Origin of the sequence: Streptomyces sp. NPDC047043, from assembly GCF_040644055.1 — a bacterium.
In the GTDB taxonomy this organism is placed as follows: domain Bacteria; phylum Actinomycetota; class Actinomycetes; order Streptomycetales; family Streptomycetaceae; genus Streptomyces.
Genome location: NZ_JBEYVO010000025.1, coordinates 23,050 through 36,988, shown reverse-complemented (window position 1 = coordinate 36,988; position 13,939 = coordinate 23,050). Strand labels below are relative to the sequence as shown.

The following is a 13,939-nucleotide window of genomic DNA, read 5'->3' as shown; positions in this document are numbered from 1 at the left end:
CCGTGATGAATGCCGTCAGGAAGCACCGCCTGCTCACCCTCGCCGCCGTCTGGCTGATCACCCGCGCCGCCATGCTGTGGCTGCTCGCTCACGACGACCTCATCCGGCTGGGCGGAGGCGCGGTCGCGCGGGAGGTGTGGCGCCTGTACCACCACTGGTACGGCGTCCTCGCGCACGGCGCCTTCCCTGCGCACGACCCGCTGTGGCAGTACCCGCCGGGCGCCGGTCCGGTGCTGCTGTCACCGGCGCTGCTGCCGGGCCTGACGTACTTCCAGGCGTTCGTCACCCTCACATTGGCCTCCGACGCGGCGATCACGCTGGTGCTGGCCCGCGCGGGCAGTCTGCGCGGCGCCGCCTACTGGACACTCGGCCTCCCGCTCCTCCTGAACGTCCCGCTCGCCCGCTACGACGTGCAGGTCACGGCCCTCGCCGTCATCTCCCTGTTGACGTTGTCGCGCTCCACGCGCGCGTGCGGGGCGTTCGCGGCGCTGGGTGCGCTGGTGAAGGTGTGGCCGGCACTGGTGCTGCTGGGCACCCCGAGGGGACGTGCGACACGTTCGGCGTGGGCGTGGGCCGCCGGCACGGGAGCCGTCTCGCTCGGGGTGCTGGCGGCGCTGTTCGCCAACCCCTTCGGCTTCCTGCGCCAACAGGACGGCCGGGGCGTGCAGATCGAGTCGCTCGGCGGCACGGTGCTTGCCTTCGCGACGCACGCCGGCTGGCCCGGGAAGGTCCACTACCAGTACGGCGCCTTCGAGTTCACGGGCCCGCACGTCCGGACCGTCGCGCACATGTCCCTCGCGCTCACGGCGGTCGCCTTCGGGCTGCTGCTCCTGTGGCGCCTCCGGGCCCGGCACTGGACGCCCGCGACGCCGTACGACGCGGCGCTCAGCGCGGTACTGCTCTTCACCGTCACCAGCCGGGTGATCAGCCCCCAGTACATGATCTGGCTGCTGGGCCTGGCCGCCGTGTGCCTGACCTCGCGGCACACGGTGCAGCGCCCGGTGACGGCACTGGTCCTGGCGGCGACCGCGGTCAGCGCCGTCGCCTACCCGGTCCTGTACGGCCAGGTCATGGCCTGCACCTGGGCGGGCTGCACGCTGATGCTCGTACGCAACGGCCTGCTGGCGACAGCGGCCGTCCTGTCCTTCGCCCGCCTGTGGCGCTCGACGGCGACCCCACCCCCGGAGCGAGTACCCTGCGTGTCACCCGATTCACAGGGAGTTACTCCCGTAGTCCCCGTATGACACTCCGGCCTGCTTCACTGATACGCGGGACACGGGCCATGACGCCCACGGACGAGGGGACGGCCGCACATGACCTGGCTGATCACCGGCGGCGCCGGTTACATCGGGGCGCATGTCGTACGGGCGATGACCGAGGCGGGCGAGCGGGCCGTGGTGTACGACGACCTCTCGACCGGCATCGCCGAGCGCGTGCCGGAAGGCGTGCCGCTGGTGGTCGGTTCGACGCTGGACGGCGAGCGGGTCGGGCGCGCGCTGGCGGACCACGGCGTCACCGGAGTCGTGCACCTGGCGGCGAAGAAGCAGGTGGGCGAGTCGATGGACCTGCCCCTGCACTACTACCGGGAGAACGTCGAGGGCCTGCGCGTCCTCCTGGAGGCCGTGACGGCGGCCGGTGTCCCGTCCTTCGTGTTCTCCTCCTCCGCCGCGGTGTACGGCATGCCGGACGTGGACCTGGTGACGGAGGAAACCCCCTGTGCCCCCATGTCCCCGTACGGCGAGACGAAGCTGGCCGGCGAGTGGCTGGTCCGGGCGACGGGCCGGGCGACGGGCCTGGCCACCGCCTCCCTCCGCTACTTCAACGTGGCGGGCGCGGCGGCCCCCGAACTCGCGGACGTCGGCGTCTTCAACATCGTCCCCATGGTCTTCGAGAAGCTCACCGAGAACGCTCCCCCGCGCATCTTCGGCGACGACTACGAGACCCCGGACGGTACCTGCGTACGGGACTACATCCACGTCGTCGACCTGGCCGAGGCCCACGTAGCGGCCGCCCGCGCGCTCCAGTCCTCCCCCGGCCGCAGCCTCACCCTCAACATCGGCCGCGGGGAAGGCGTCTCCGTCCGCGAGATGATCGACCACATCAACGCCATCACCGGCTACGACCGCCCCCCGACGGTCACCCCCCGCCGCCCCGGCGACCCGGCCCGCGTCGTCGCCTCCGCCGACCGCGCCGCCACCGAACTGGCCTGGAAGGCCAAGCACGACGTCCAGGACATGATCACCTCCGCCTGGCAGGGCTGGGTACGGCTGCATCCGGAGGCGGCACGCGATTAGCCTGCGTGGATGGACGACCCCGTACCGCCCAGCCGTCTCGACCGCGCCCTCGGCACCGTCATCGGCTCCGCCGTCGGCGACGCCTTGGGCGCACCGTTCGAGTTCGGGCCCGAGGGCGCCTTCTCCGCCCGCTTTCCCGAACCGGGCGCGGGCGGCGAGATGTGCGGGGGCGGCGGCTGGGCCCCCGGTGAGGCGACGGACGACACGCAGATGGCGGTCCTGCTCGGCGAGTCACTGGCGGAGCACGGTCGCCTCGAACTCCCGGACGTCTTCCGCCGGTTCCAGCGCTGGGCGGCGGCCGACCCGAAGGACATCGGCCTCCAGACGGAGGCGGTCCTGAGCAGCGGCGACCCATGGGACCTGGCAGCGGCCCTGCACTTCCAGACCAGCCAACGGGCGGCGGGGAACGGGGCGTTGATGCGGGCAGCCACCTCGGCCGTGTACTTCGCGGGCACGGGCCGCGAGTCCACGATGGACGCAGCCCGCCGCATCGCCGCCCTCACCCACGGGGACCGGGCCGCCTGGGAAGGCACCGCCGTCTTCCACGAGTTGGTGCGGGTGGCTCTGACCGGGGGCGACCCGATCGCCGCCCTCCCGGACACGCTCGCGGCGGTCCACTCCGATCACCGCGTGCGCTACGCACGCGTGCTCGCCCTCGACTGGCACCCCGACCTTGCCACAGAGTTCAACGGAGCCGTCTGGCCCTGCCTCGCCTCCGCCGTCTGGGCCCTGCGCACCACCTCCTCGTACGAGACCGCCGTCCGTGCCGCGGTCGACCTCGGCGGTGACACCGACACCGTCGCCGCGGTGACCGGCGGACTCGCGGGAGCCGTGTACGGCGTCGGCGCGATTCCCGGGCGGTGGACCGAGCCGCTGCATGTGCCGCTTCCCGGCTTCGGCGGGCGGGTGCTTCGTACGGCCGAACTGGCCCACCTCACCCGGCAGTTGCACACTCAGGACCGCTGAAGCACCCCCACGATCGGCGTCCACGCGCGCACCGAGCGCACCTCGACGCCGGGCGTGCGCCGGTAGTACGGGTCGGCGTCCATGATGTCCTCCAGTCGGCCGCGGTCCACGGCGAACACCAGGAGGGCGCCGTCGTCCTCGACCCAGGGTCCTGCGGCGACCAGCTCACCTTCGGCGTGCAGCCGGGCGAGGATCTCGCGGTGGGCGGGGCGGGCGGCGAGGCGCTCGGGGGAGGAAGTGAAGGCCAACTCGACTACGAGCACGGGCAGTCCCTTTCGTCGCTTGCGCCAGCTCTGCCTGAGGTGACGGTCGCGAGACTAGGCTCGGCTCGGCCTCCGGTGCTGTATCGGCCGATACAGACGGGCGGCCGGTGGGGAGGCAGCGGCATGAGCGGCGGACCCGACTGGCGGCGGCTGCGCGACGTCCCCCTCTTCTCCGCGCTGCCGGACACCGGCCTGAAGCACCTGTGGCAGGCATCCGTCCCCCGCCGCTACGACACCGGAGAACTGCTCCGCACCCAGGGCACCCCCGCCGACCACCTGCTCGTGCTCCTGGACGGCTCCACGGCGGCGTCGGCCACTACGGCGGGCGGTCGCGTGGTGCGGTTCGGCACCTGGAACGGACCCTGCGCCCTGGACAAGGTCGCGCTGCTCGACCGGGCGGGCCACACGGCGACGTTCACCGCACTCACGCCGTGCACCGTTCGGGCCGTACCGCGCCCCCGGTTCATGGCGCTGCTGGACGACTCGGCCGCCGTACGCGCGCATGTGCTGCACCTCCTCGCCGCCCAGGCCCGCGCCCAGCAGCAACGCCTGACGGACGCGGTCACACTGCCGTGCGAGGCACGGCTCGCGGCCTGGCTGCTGGAGGCGGCGGCCGACGGGCGCGCGCGCCTGCCCGGCGGGCAGCACGAACTCGCCGACCTGCTGGGCGTCACCCGCGTCACGGTCAACCGCGCCCTGTCCCGCCTCCGCCGCGACGGCCTGATCGGGCCGGCCGAGGGCGGCCGGATCGAGGTGCTCGCTCCCGAACTCCTCGCCCTGCGCGCCGCACCGGACGCCCGCTGACCGCGAACAACGCCTCGGCTACTGGTTGTTCAGATACGTCAGCACGGCCAGCACCCGCCGGTGGCCGCTGTCGCTCGGCGGCAGGCCCAGCTTGAGGAAGACGTTGCCGATGTGCTTGTGCACCGCCCGCTCGGTGACGACGAGCGTCTTGGCGATCGTCGCGTTGTCGTGCCCCTCGGCCATCAGCTTCAGCACCTCGCTCTCGCGGGGCGTGAGCGAGTCGAGCGGGGAGTCCTTGCGGCGGGTGAGGAGCTCGGTGACGACCTCGGGGTCCAGCGCCGTACCGCCGGCAGCGACCCGCTCCAGCGCGTCGAGGAACTCGTCGACCCGGCCGACCCGGTCCTTGAGCAGATAGCCCAGCCCGTTCGCACCCCCGGTCAACAGCTCGGCGGCGTACGACTCCTCGACGTACTGCGAGAGCACCAGCACCGGCAGCCCGGGGATCTGTGCGCGTGCCTCCAGGGCCGCGCGCAGGCCCTCGTCCCGGAAGCCGGGCGGCATGCGCACATCGAGGACGGCGGCGTCGGGGCGGTGTTCCAGGAGGGCGGGGAGCACCTCGGGGCCGGTGCCGGCGACGGCCACGACCTCGTGTCCGGCGGACGTCAGCAGCAGGACGAGCCCCTCACGCAACAGGGCGTTGTCCTCGGCGATCACGACTCTCACGGCAGTTCCGCCTCAACTCCGGTCACCGCACGCGCGGCGACGTACCTTCGGCCGCCGGCGGCCGGGGACCGCAGCATACTCACAGCGCCTTGAGGGCCTCCGCGGTGGCACGGGCCAGGGCGGGCAGGTACCCCTTCGGCAGCTTCGGGCTGCGGATCACCACCGAACGCCAGTAGAGGGGGCCGGAGATCAGGTCCAGGGCCAGTTCCTCGTCGAGCCCCGCACGGACTTCGCCCCGCTGCTCCGCCGCCAAGATGATCTTGCTTGCGACACCCTCCTGCCCCTCCCGCAGGGTCTTCTGCATGGCCTCGGCGATCTCGGGGTTGCGGGCCGCCTCGGCCTGCAGATCCGGGATGATCTGCGAGGCCACCGGGTGGCGCAGCGCGCGCGACGTCACCTCGTACAGCAGGCGCAGGTCGCCCTCCAGGGAGCCCGTGTCGGGCGTCGGCAGGCCCATCACCGCGATCGCCGAGACGACGTCGAGCACCAGGTGCAGCTTGGACTTCCACCGCCGGTACACCGCGGTCTTGCCGACGCCCGCCCGGCGCGCGATCCCCTCGATGGACATCCGCGCATAGCCGACGGCCGCGAGCTCCTCGAAGACGGCCGCCCGGATGGCTTCCGTCACATCCTCCCGGAGTACGGCCGCCCCGGCCGGGGTCCGGCGGCGCGGACGCGTCTGGGGCCCGTCGGCGTTCGTCGTCATGCGGACCAGCATAGGGCGTTGCGACGATACGGTCCCGTCCCTACGCACCGCGCCACAACGAAACGGTCTCACCCCGCGGAAGACGTCACGACGAAACGGTTGCGTTCCGACGCCGAAACGGCCTACGCTCACGTTGCGACGATACGGTCCCGTCCCGACGTAAGAGAACGTGAAGAGAAGCGTAAGGAAACGTGGGGCAAAGGACCGGCCGGCCGACGGGCCGGACGCCAGCACCCCCCTCCCCCGAGCGAAAGCAGCGGATGTGAGCCAGGTCCTCCACACACCGCCCCCGTCGCCGGCCCCGGCCGACGACGACCTCGCGGCCCTCGCCGCCCGCCACGGCCTCTCGGTCAGCGGCGCCCGTCCCACGCTGCCGGAGTACGTCCGCCAGCTGTGGGAGCGGCGCCACTTCATCACGGCGTTCGCCACGGCCAAGCTCACCGCGCAGTACAGCCAGGCGAAGCTCGGCCAGGTCTGGCAGGTCATGACCCCGCTGCTGAACGCGGCGGTGTACTACTTCATCTTCGGCGTACTGCTGGGCACCAAGCGGCACGTTCCGGACTACATCCCGTTCCTCGTCACGGGCGTCTTCATCTGGACGTTCACCCAGAGCTCGATCATGGCGGGCACCCGCGCGATCTCCGGCAACCTCGGCCTCGTACGGGCCCTGCACTTCCCGCGGGCCGCACTGCCGATCTCCTTCTGCCTCCAGCAGCTGCAGCAGCTGCTGTTCTCGATGGCCGCACTGATCGTCATCCTGCTCTGCTTCGGCGTACCGGTCGCGGTCTCCTGGGTGCTGGCGATCCCGGCCCTGGTCCTGCAGTTCACGTTCAACGCCGGCGTCTCGCTGGTCATGGCGCGGATGGGCGCGAAGACCCCCGACATCGCCCAGCTGATGCCGTTCGTGCTGCGCACCTGGATGTACGTCTCGGGTGTGATGTGGAGCATCGACAAGCTGACCAAGGGCGACCACCTGCCCCACTGGCTGACGATCGCCCTGCAGACCAACCCTGCAGCCGTCTACATCGACCTCATGCGCTACGCGCTGATCGACAGCTTCCACTCCAGCCAGCTGCCCCCGCACGTGTGGGCGGCGGCGACCGGCTGGGCCCTGCTCGCGGGCGTCGGCGGCTTCATCTACTTCTGGAAGGCTGAGGAGACGTACGGCCGTGGCTGAGTACACCAACGACGAGTACAGCAACGAGTTCACCGACGTGATCTCCGACGGGTTTCCCGAGCCCGCCGACGCGGTCCCCGGCGAGCTGATCCCCACCGTCGTCTGCGACGGCGTCGACATCGTCTACCGGGTCAACGGCACCGGCGCCGGACGCGGCTCCGCGACCGCCGCGCTCAACCGCATGCTGCGCCGGGGGCAGGCCGAGAAGGCGGCGGGCGTGCGCAAGGTGCACGCAGTCAAGAACGTCTCCTTCGTGGCGTACAAGGGCGAGGCCGTCGGCCTGATCGGCACCAACGGCTCCGGCAAGTCGACCCTGCTCAAGGCGGTCGCGGGCCTGCTGCCGGTGGAGAACGGCAGCATCTACACCGACGGCCAGCCCTCCCTCCTCGGCGTCAACGCGGCCCTGATGGGCGACCTGACCGGCGAGAAGAACGTCTTCCTCGGCGGCCTCGCCATGGGCATGTCCCGCGAGGAGATCAAGGAGCGCTACCAGGACATCGTCGACTTCTCCGGCATCAACGAGAAGGGCGACTTCATCACCCTCCCCATGCGGACGTACTCCTCCGGCATGGGCGCCCGCCTCCGCTTCTCCATCGCCGCCGCCAAGGACCACGACGTACTCCTCATCGACGAGGCGCTCGCCACCGGCGACCGGTCCTTCCAGAAGCGGTCGGAGGAGCGCATCCGCGAGCTGCGCAAGCACGCGGGCACGGTGTTCCTGGTCAGCCACAACAACAAGTCGATCCGCGACACCTGCGAGCGGGTGCTGTGGCTGGAGCGCGGCGAACTGCGCATGGACGGCCCGACCGAGGACGTCATGAAGGAGTACGAGGCCTTCACCGGCGACAAGACCGACAAGGTCAAGCCCAAGGCGAAGCCGAAGGTGGCCGTCGCCTCCTGACGTTCCCACGACGACGAGGGCGCCCCGAGCTGTTCTGCTCGGGGCGCCCTCGTCGTCGTGGTGCTTACCTGCTCACGAATGCGTCCGCAGCAGTGTGCGCATCGTCCGCATCGCCACCGACAGGTTGGCCAGGTCGAACGTCTCCGAGCCCTGGATCTCCTCCAGGGTCGTGCGCGCCCGGCCCAGGATCGCGGCGTTCTTCTCCTCCCACGCCTTGAAGCGCTGCTCGGGAGTCGAGGTGCCGTTGCCCACCGCCAGGACGTCGGCGGTCAGCGCGGCGTGGGCCGCGTACAGGTCCTCGCGGATGGAGGCGCGGGCCATGGACTGCCAGCGGTCGGCGCGCGGCAGCTCGATGATGCGGTCCATGAGCTGGGTGATGTGCAGCCGGTCGGCGAGGTCGTAGTAGACCTCGGCGACGTCCATCGGGTCCCGGCCCATGCGGTCGGCCACCGAGACGATGTCCAGCGCCGGGAAGGCGGAGGAGAACCCGGCCACACGCGTGGCGACTTCGTCCGGGACGCCGGGGCCGGTCAGCTCGTCGTAGATCTGCTGCCACCACTCGAGGTCCGCGCCGCGCAGCAGCTTCGGCAGCTGCTGCCAGACCTGCTCGACGCGCTCGGCGAAGAAGTCGACCGTCTCGGCGAGCTGCAGCGGCTGCGGCCGGTTGTTGAGCAGCCAGCGCGTGCCGCGCTCGACCAGGCGGCGCGAGTGCAGGCGGATACGGGTCAGGACGGCGGCCTCGACCCGGTTGTCGAGGGCCTCCACCGCGTCCCACACCGGCGCCGACCGGAAGATCGCGCGGGCAGCGGTCTGCGCCCGGACGATCTCCTCGAGCGAGGCGCCGGTCTCCTCGCGCAGCCGGTGCAGATACGTCGTACCGCCCGTGTTGACCGTGTCGTTGACCAGCACGGTCGTGGTGATCTCGCGGCGCAGCGGGTGGCCGTCGATGCGGTCGGAGAACTGCTCGCTCAGCGCCGACGGGAAGTACGCGTGCAGCAGGGTGCGCAGGTACGGGTCGTCGGGCAGCGAGGTGTGCAGGAGCTCGTCGGCGACCGTGATCTTCGTGTACGCCAGCAGGACGGCCGTCTCCGGGCCGGTCAGACCCTGGCCCTGGCCCAGGCGCTCGCGGATCTGGCGGTCGGTGGGCAGGAACTCCAGGGCCCGGTCTAGGTGGCCCTCGCGCACCAGGTGGCGGATGAACCGCTGCTGGGCGTGGAGCATGTCCTTGGACTGGGTCAGCGCGTTGGCGATCGCCGTGTTCTGCGCGTAGTTGTTGCGCAGGACCAGACGGCCGACCTCGTCGGTCATCTCGGCCAGCAGCTTGTTGCGCTGCTTGACGGTCATGTCACCGTCGGCGACCAGGCCGTTGAGCAGAATCTTGATGTTCACCTCGTGGTCGGAGGTGTCCACGCCCGCGCTGTTGTCGATGGCGTCCGTGTTGATCTTGCCGCCGTGCAGGGCGAACTCGATCCGGCCGAGCTGGGTCAGGCCCAGGTTGCCGCCCTCGCCGACCACACTGACGCGCAGGTCGGCGCCGTCGACGCGGATCGGGTCGTTGGCCTTGTCGCCGACGTCCGCCTGCGTCTCCGTACTGGCCTTCACATACGTACCGATGCCGCCGTTCCACAGCAGGTCCACCGGCGACTGCAGGATGGCCTTCATCAGGTCGGCCGGGGTCATCTTGGAGACCTTGCCCTCGATGCCGAGGGCCTCGCGGATGTGCGAGTTGAGCTGGATGGCCTTGGCGGTACGCGGGAACACGCCGCCGCCGGCCGAGATGAGCTCGGTGTTGTAGTCGGCCCAACTCGAGCGCGGCAGCTCGAAGATGCGGCGGCGCTCGGCGTACGAGGTCTCCGCGACCGGGTTCGGGTCGATGAAGATGTGCCGGTGGTCGAAGGCGGCGACCAGGCGGATGTGCTCGCTCAGCAGCATGCCGTTGCCGAACACGTCGCCGGACATGTCGCCGATGCCGACGACCGTGAAGTCCTCGGTCTGGGTGTCCACGCCCAGCTCCCGGAAGTGCCGCTTGACGGACTCCCAGGCGCCACGGGCCGTGATGCCCATGCCCTTGTGGTCGTAGCCCGCGCTGCCGCCGGAGGCGAAGGCGTCGCCGAGCCAGAAGTTGTACGACTCCGCGACGCCGTTGGCGATGTCGGAGAAGGTCGCGGTGCCCTTGTCGGCGGCGACGACCAGGTAGGTGTCGTCCTCGTCGTGCCGTACGACGTCGGCGGGCGGGACGACCTCGCCGGCCACCATGTTGTCGGTGATGTCGAGGAGCGCCGAGATGAACACCTTGTAGCTGGCGATGCCCTCGGCCAGCCACGCCTCCCGGTCCACGCCCGGGTCGGGCAGCTGCTTGGCGACGAAGCCGCCCTTGGCGCCGACCGGCACGATGACGGTGTTCTTCACCATCTGCGCCTTCACCAGGCCGAGGATCTCGGTCCGGAAGTCCTCACGCCGGTCGGACCAGCGCAGACCTCCTCGCGCGACCTTGCCGAAGCGCAGGTGCACACCCTCGACACGCGGCGAGTAGACCCAGATCTCGTACGCCGGGCGCGGCGCCGGCAGATCGGGGATCGCCTGCGGGTCGAACTTCATGGACACGTACGCGTGCGGCTTGCCGCCCGCCGCCTCCTGGAAGAAGTTCGTACGGAGGGTCGCCTTGATGACGGTGAGGAAGGACCGCAGGATCCGGTCCTCGTCGAGGCTCGCGACCTGGTCGAGGGCCGCGTCGACCTCTTCGAGGAGGGCGTCGACGATCTCGTGGCCCGCGCGCTGGCGGTCCGGCGACATCCGCGCCTCGAACAGGGAGACGAGCAGCCGCGTGGTGTGGACGTTGTTGCGGAGGGTGTCCTCCATGTAGTCCTGCGAGAAGGTGGAGCCCGCCTGCCGCAGGTACTTCGCGTACGCCCGCAGCACCGTCGCCTGACGCCAGTCGAGCCCGGCGCTCAGCACGAGGGCGTTGAAGCCGTCGTTCTCCGCCTTGCCGGTCCAGGTGGCGGCGAAGGCCTCCTGGAAGCGCTCGCGGCCGTCGTCGCCGAGGTAGTCGCCGGCGCCGTTCTGCGACCTGGGCATGCGCAGGCCGAAGTCGTAGATCCAGGCGGTGGTGCGGTCCGAGCAGCGCAGCTCGTACGGCCGCTCGTCCATGACCTCGACGCCGAGCCGGTTGAGCACCGGCAGCACCGCGGACAGGGAGACGGCGTCGCCCTTGCGGTAGATCTTGAACCGGCGTTCCTCGGGCGCGGCGCCCACCGGCTCGTACAGGCTGAGGGAGAAGTCCTTGCCGCCGTGGGCCTGTGCCTCGCTGAGCTCTTCCAGGTGGACGAGGTCGGCGACCGCGGAACGCGGCGTGTGGTCCGCCTTGTAGCCCTCGGGGAAGGCGTTGCCGTACCGGCGGAGCAGCTCGGCGGCGCGCTCCTCGCCGCACTCGGCGTTCAGCGCCTCGGCGAAGCCGTCGGCCCAGGAGCGGGCGGCCTCGACGAGACGGGCCTCGATGCGCTCCTTGTCGGCGTCGGACAGCTGCGGCAGCTCGGTGCCCTGCGGGACACGGACCACGAAGTGCAGCCGGGACAGGATCGACTCGGTGTTCCAGGCCGTGAAGTCGACGCTGATGCCGCCCAGTTCCTCCTTCAGGATGTCGATGATCCTCAGGCGGACGCCGGTGGTGTAGCGGTCGCGCGGGAGGTAGACGAGGGCGGAGTAGTAGCGGCCGTACTCGTCCTGGCGCAGGTAGAGGCGCAGTCGCCTGCGCTCCTGCAGGTAGAGGACGGAGGTGGCGATGGACTCGAGCTCGTCGGCGGGCGTCTGGAAGAGCTCGTCGCGCGGGTACGTCTCGAGGATCTGCAGCAGGTCGCGCCCGTCGTGGCTGTTGGGCGAGAAGCCGGCGCGCTCCAGGACCTCCTCGACCTTGCGGCGGATGACCGGAACCCGGCGGACGGACTCGGTGTACGCGGCGGAGGAGAACAGACCGAGGAAGCGCCGCTCACCGACGACGTTGCCCTGCTCGTCGAACTTCTTGACTCCGATGTAGTCCAGGTACGACGGCCGGTGCACGGTGGCCCGGCTGTTCGCCTTGGTCAGGACGAGGAGCTTGTGCTCGCGCGCCTTGGCACGCGCGTCGGCTGGCAGCCGCTCGAAGGACGGGCTGACCGGGTGGCTCTCGTCGCCGGCGTGGTGCGGGTCGGAGCGCAGGATGCCGAGGCCGGTGCCGGGCACAGCGGCCAGGGAGTCGTCGTCGCGCAGGCGGTACTCGCGGTAGCCGAGGAAGGTGAAGTGGTCGGCGGCCAGCCAGCGCAGCAGCTCGCGGGCCTCCTCGATGTCCTGCTCGCGCAGGTCGGTGGCGACCGGTTCCTGGGGGAGCTCGTCGGCCATGCGGATCGCCGCGTCCCGCATCTTGTCCCAGTCCTCGACGGCCTCGCGGACGTCGGACAGGACACGCAGCAGGTCGGCGGTGATCTGCTTGAGGTCACCGCGGTCGGTCTCGCGGTCGATCTCTACGTGGATCCAGGACTCGGTGTGCGCGTCGTGCGGGAGCTCGCCCCCCGACTGGGCGCTGAGGACCTCGATGAGCTTGCCGGTGACGTCCCGGCGGACGACGATCTGCGGGTGGATGACGACGTGGATGCCGCGTCCCTGCCGCGTGAGCTCGTTCGTCACGGAGTCGACGAGGAAGGGCATGTCGTCGGTGACGACCTCGACTACGGAGTGGCTGCACGTCCACCCGTTCTCCTCCACCGTGGGCGTGTGGACCCGGACGTTGGCCGTGCCCTGTGGCCGGTTCTCGGCCAGCCGATAGTGGGAGAGAGCGGCTCCGAAGATGTCGACCGGGTCGCGGCCGGTGAGGTCCTCCGGAGCGGTGTGCAGGTAGTACCGCTGGAGGAACGCGAGCACGGTGTCCCGGTCGGGTGTGCCCTCGTCCGTCGTCCCAGTCGGTAGGTGCCCCCCGACCGGGCTGTTCTCAGCTACCCGAGCAGCCCTCTCGAGCAACTCGGCCTTGGCTTCGTCCAGCTTGGTCTGCATTGTCCTCTGGCTCCTGTCGCGCGCCGTTGCGTGACGTAGAAGGAAGTACGGTCTCTTCCCCTGCGGCTCGTCGCCACGGCCCGGGTTCTCCGGTCTGCTCCGACGCTATGCCGCAAGGCGAGATGAGCGGGGGGTTATCAGCCATTTCCGACGCACCCACAGGGTGTGACGCTGCTCTCCGCAACGTGCGCTTCCGGGGTGTGTACGGCGTCCTCGGGGCCTTTGCGACCCCGTCCCGCCCGCGAAGACCAGCGACTGCCGCCCGGTCACGGAGGTGGTCCGTGCTCACCGGGCGCAGGGCAGGGGCAACAGCGCCCCCGCGAGATATCGCGCTGATCACGCCACAAGGCTATCGCTCAGTACGGGGGACCCGTCATGAGCCGTATGTGTACAAATCCGGGGGTGGAACTTTGACACTCTGCACAGGGGCACGCACCCCGCCGTCGTGCGGGTGGACGAATCCTGTCCTCCATTTGATCCCCCTTTGCTCGAAAACGACCTGACCTCTTGGCAAAGCCACCCCACAAGAGGCACGTTGCCCATGACAGCGCACGCCCGCCCGAGGGGAGCCGCCCGCAATGACCGCGAAAATCCTCATCGTCACCGGCGACGCAGCAGAGTCACTCGAGGTCCTGTACCCCTACCAGCGCCTCCGCGAGGAGGGCTACGACGTCCATATCGCGGCCCCCGCCCGCAAAAAGCTCCAGTTCGTCGTCCACGACTTCGAACCCGGCTTCGACACCTACACCGAGAAGCCCGGCTACACCTGGCCCGCCGACCTCGCCTTCGCCGAGGTCGACCCCGGTCAGTACGCCGCCCTCGTCATCCCCGGCGGCCGCGCCCCCGAGTACCTGCGCAACGACCCCGAACTGCGCAAGATCCTCAAGTCCTTCTTCGACGCGGACAAGCCCGTCGCCCAGATCTGCCACGGCCCCCTCCTCACCGCCGCGATCGACAGCCTCCGCGGCCGCCGCGTCACGGCGTATCCCGCGCTGGAACCGGACATGCAGGCCGCCGGCGCCAGCTTCCAGGACACCGAGGCGGTGGTCGACGGCACCCTGGTCTCGTCCCGCGCCTGGCCGGACCACTCGGCGTGGATGCGGGAGTTCCTGACGGTGCTGAGGGCGAAGGCGCCGGTGACGTAGC

General features: G+C 70.5%; 11 protein-coding genes. 7 read left to right on the top strand and 4 right to left on the bottom strand.

Annotated features, from left to right (window positions below; all coding sequences use genetic code 11):
• Positions 1-5 precede the first annotated feature (5 nt).
• The 3 genes from ABZ880_RS34215 (at position 6) to ABZ880_RS34205 (ending at position 3,260) form a co-directional block, all read left to right on the top strand.
• Positions 6-1,244: a glycosyltransferase 87 family protein gene (locus ABZ880_RS34215; protein ID WP_361270984.1), complete on the top strand. Its 1,239-nt coding sequence runs from the start codon at positions 6-8 to the stop codon at positions 1,242-1,244.
• A gap of 69 nt (positions 1,245-1,313) precedes the next feature.
• Positions 1,314-2,294, top strand: coding sequence for a UDP-glucose 4-epimerase GalE (gene galE, locus ABZ880_RS34210; protein ID WP_361270981.1), 981 nt, complete (start codon positions 1,314-1,316; stop codon positions 2,292-2,294).
• Between the two features lie 9 nt (positions 2,295-2,303).
• The gene (locus ABZ880_RS34205) at positions 2,304-3,260 is read left to right on the top strand and encodes an ADP-ribosylglycohydrolase family protein (RefSeq protein ID WP_361270978.1); all 957 of its coding nucleotides are present in this window, start codon (positions 2,304-2,306) and stop codon (positions 3,258-3,260) included.
• Here the strand turns inward: ABZ880_RS34205 and ABZ880_RS34200 are convergent.
• Positions 3,248-3,523: a YciI family protein gene (locus ABZ880_RS34200; protein ID WP_361270974.1), complete on the bottom strand. Its 276-nt coding sequence runs from the start codon at positions 3,521-3,523 to the stop codon at positions 3,248-3,250. The two genes, ABZ880_RS34205 and ABZ880_RS34200, sit on opposite strands and share 13 nt — an antisense overlap.
• 123 nt (positions 3,524-3,646) lie before the next feature.
• Between ABZ880_RS34200 and ABZ880_RS34195 the strand changes: the two genes are divergently transcribed.
• The gene (locus ABZ880_RS34195; RefSeq protein WP_361270971.1) at positions 3,647-4,327 is read left to right on the top strand and encodes a Crp/Fnr family transcriptional regulator; all 681 of its coding nucleotides are present in this window, start codon (positions 3,647-3,649) and stop codon (positions 4,325-4,327) included.
• An 18-nt stretch (positions 4,328-4,345) separates the two neighbouring features.
• Here ABZ880_RS34195 and ABZ880_RS34190 read toward each other — a convergent pair whose 3' ends face one another.
• On the bottom strand, positions 4,346-4,990 hold the full coding sequence (locus tag ABZ880_RS34190) for a response regulator transcription factor (protein ID WP_361270969.1): 645 nt from the start codon (positions 4,988-4,990) through the stop codon (positions 4,346-4,348).
• A 79-nt stretch (positions 4,991-5,069) separates the two neighbouring features.
• On the bottom strand, positions 5,070-5,696 hold the full coding sequence (locus ABZ880_RS34185; protein WP_361270967.1) for a TetR/AcrR family transcriptional regulator: 627 nt from the start codon (positions 5,694-5,696) through the stop codon (positions 5,070-5,072).
• A 262-nt stretch (positions 5,697-5,958) separates the two neighbouring features.
• On the opposite strand from ABZ880_RS34185, the gene ABZ880_RS34180 reads away from it, so the two are divergent.
• Both ABZ880_RS34180 and ABZ880_RS34175 read left to right on the top strand, forming a co-directional pair.
• A complete protein-coding gene (locus tag ABZ880_RS34180) occupies positions 5,959-6,873 on the top strand; it encodes an ABC transporter permease (RefSeq protein ID WP_361270964.1) in 915 nt (304 codons plus the stop codon).
• A 40-nt stretch (positions 6,874-6,913) separates the two neighbouring features.
• Positions 6,914-7,774, top strand: a complete 861-nt coding sequence (locus ABZ880_RS34175) for an ABC transporter ATP-binding protein (protein WP_361271335.1) — start codon at positions 6,914-6,916, stop codon at positions 7,772-7,774.
• 72 nt (positions 7,775-7,846) lie between these two features.
• Here the strand turns inward: ABZ880_RS34175 and ABZ880_RS34170 are convergent, their stop codons facing one another.
• Complete coding sequence (locus tag ABZ880_RS34170; RefSeq protein ID WP_361270961.1) at positions 7,847-12,793, bottom strand: NAD-glutamate dehydrogenase; 4,947 nt, start codon at positions 12,791-12,793, stop codon at positions 7,847-7,849.
• Between the two features lie 578 nt (positions 12,794-13,371).
• On the opposite strand from ABZ880_RS34170, the gene ABZ880_RS34165 reads away from it, so the two are divergent.
• The gene (locus tag ABZ880_RS34165) at positions 13,372-13,938 is read left to right on the top strand and encodes a DJ-1/PfpI family protein (protein ID WP_361270958.1); all 567 of its coding nucleotides are present in this window, start codon (positions 13,372-13,374) and stop codon (positions 13,936-13,938) included.
• Position 13,939 lies beyond the last annotated feature (1 nt).

Coding starts and splice junctions, on each gene's coding strand:
- galE (WP_361270981.1), top strand. CDS start 1,314: ATGACCTGGCTGATCACCGGCGGCGCCGGTTACATCGGGGCGCATGTC.
- ABZ880_RS34185 (WP_361270967.1), bottom strand. CDS start 5,696: ATGACGACGAACGCCGACGGGCCCCAGACGCGTCCGCGCCGCCGGACC.
- ABZ880_RS34170 (WP_361270961.1), bottom strand. CDS start 12,793: ATGCAGACCAAGCTGGACGAAGCCAAGGCCGAGTTGCTCGAGAGGGCT.
- ABZ880_RS34205 (WP_361270978.1), top strand. CDS start 2,304: ATGGACGACCCCGTACCGCCCAGCCGTCTCGACCGCGCCCTCGGCACC.
- ABZ880_RS34215 (WP_361270984.1), top strand. CDS start 6: ATGAATGCCGTCAGGAAGCACCGCCTGCTCACCCTCGCCGCCGTCTGG.
- ABZ880_RS34195 (WP_361270971.1), top strand. CDS start 3,647: ATGAGCGGCGGACCCGACTGGCGGCGGCTGCGCGACGTCCCCCTCTTC.
- ABZ880_RS34165 (WP_361270958.1), top strand. CDS start 13,372: ATGACCGCGAAAATCCTCATCGTCACCGGCGACGCAGCAGAGTCACTC.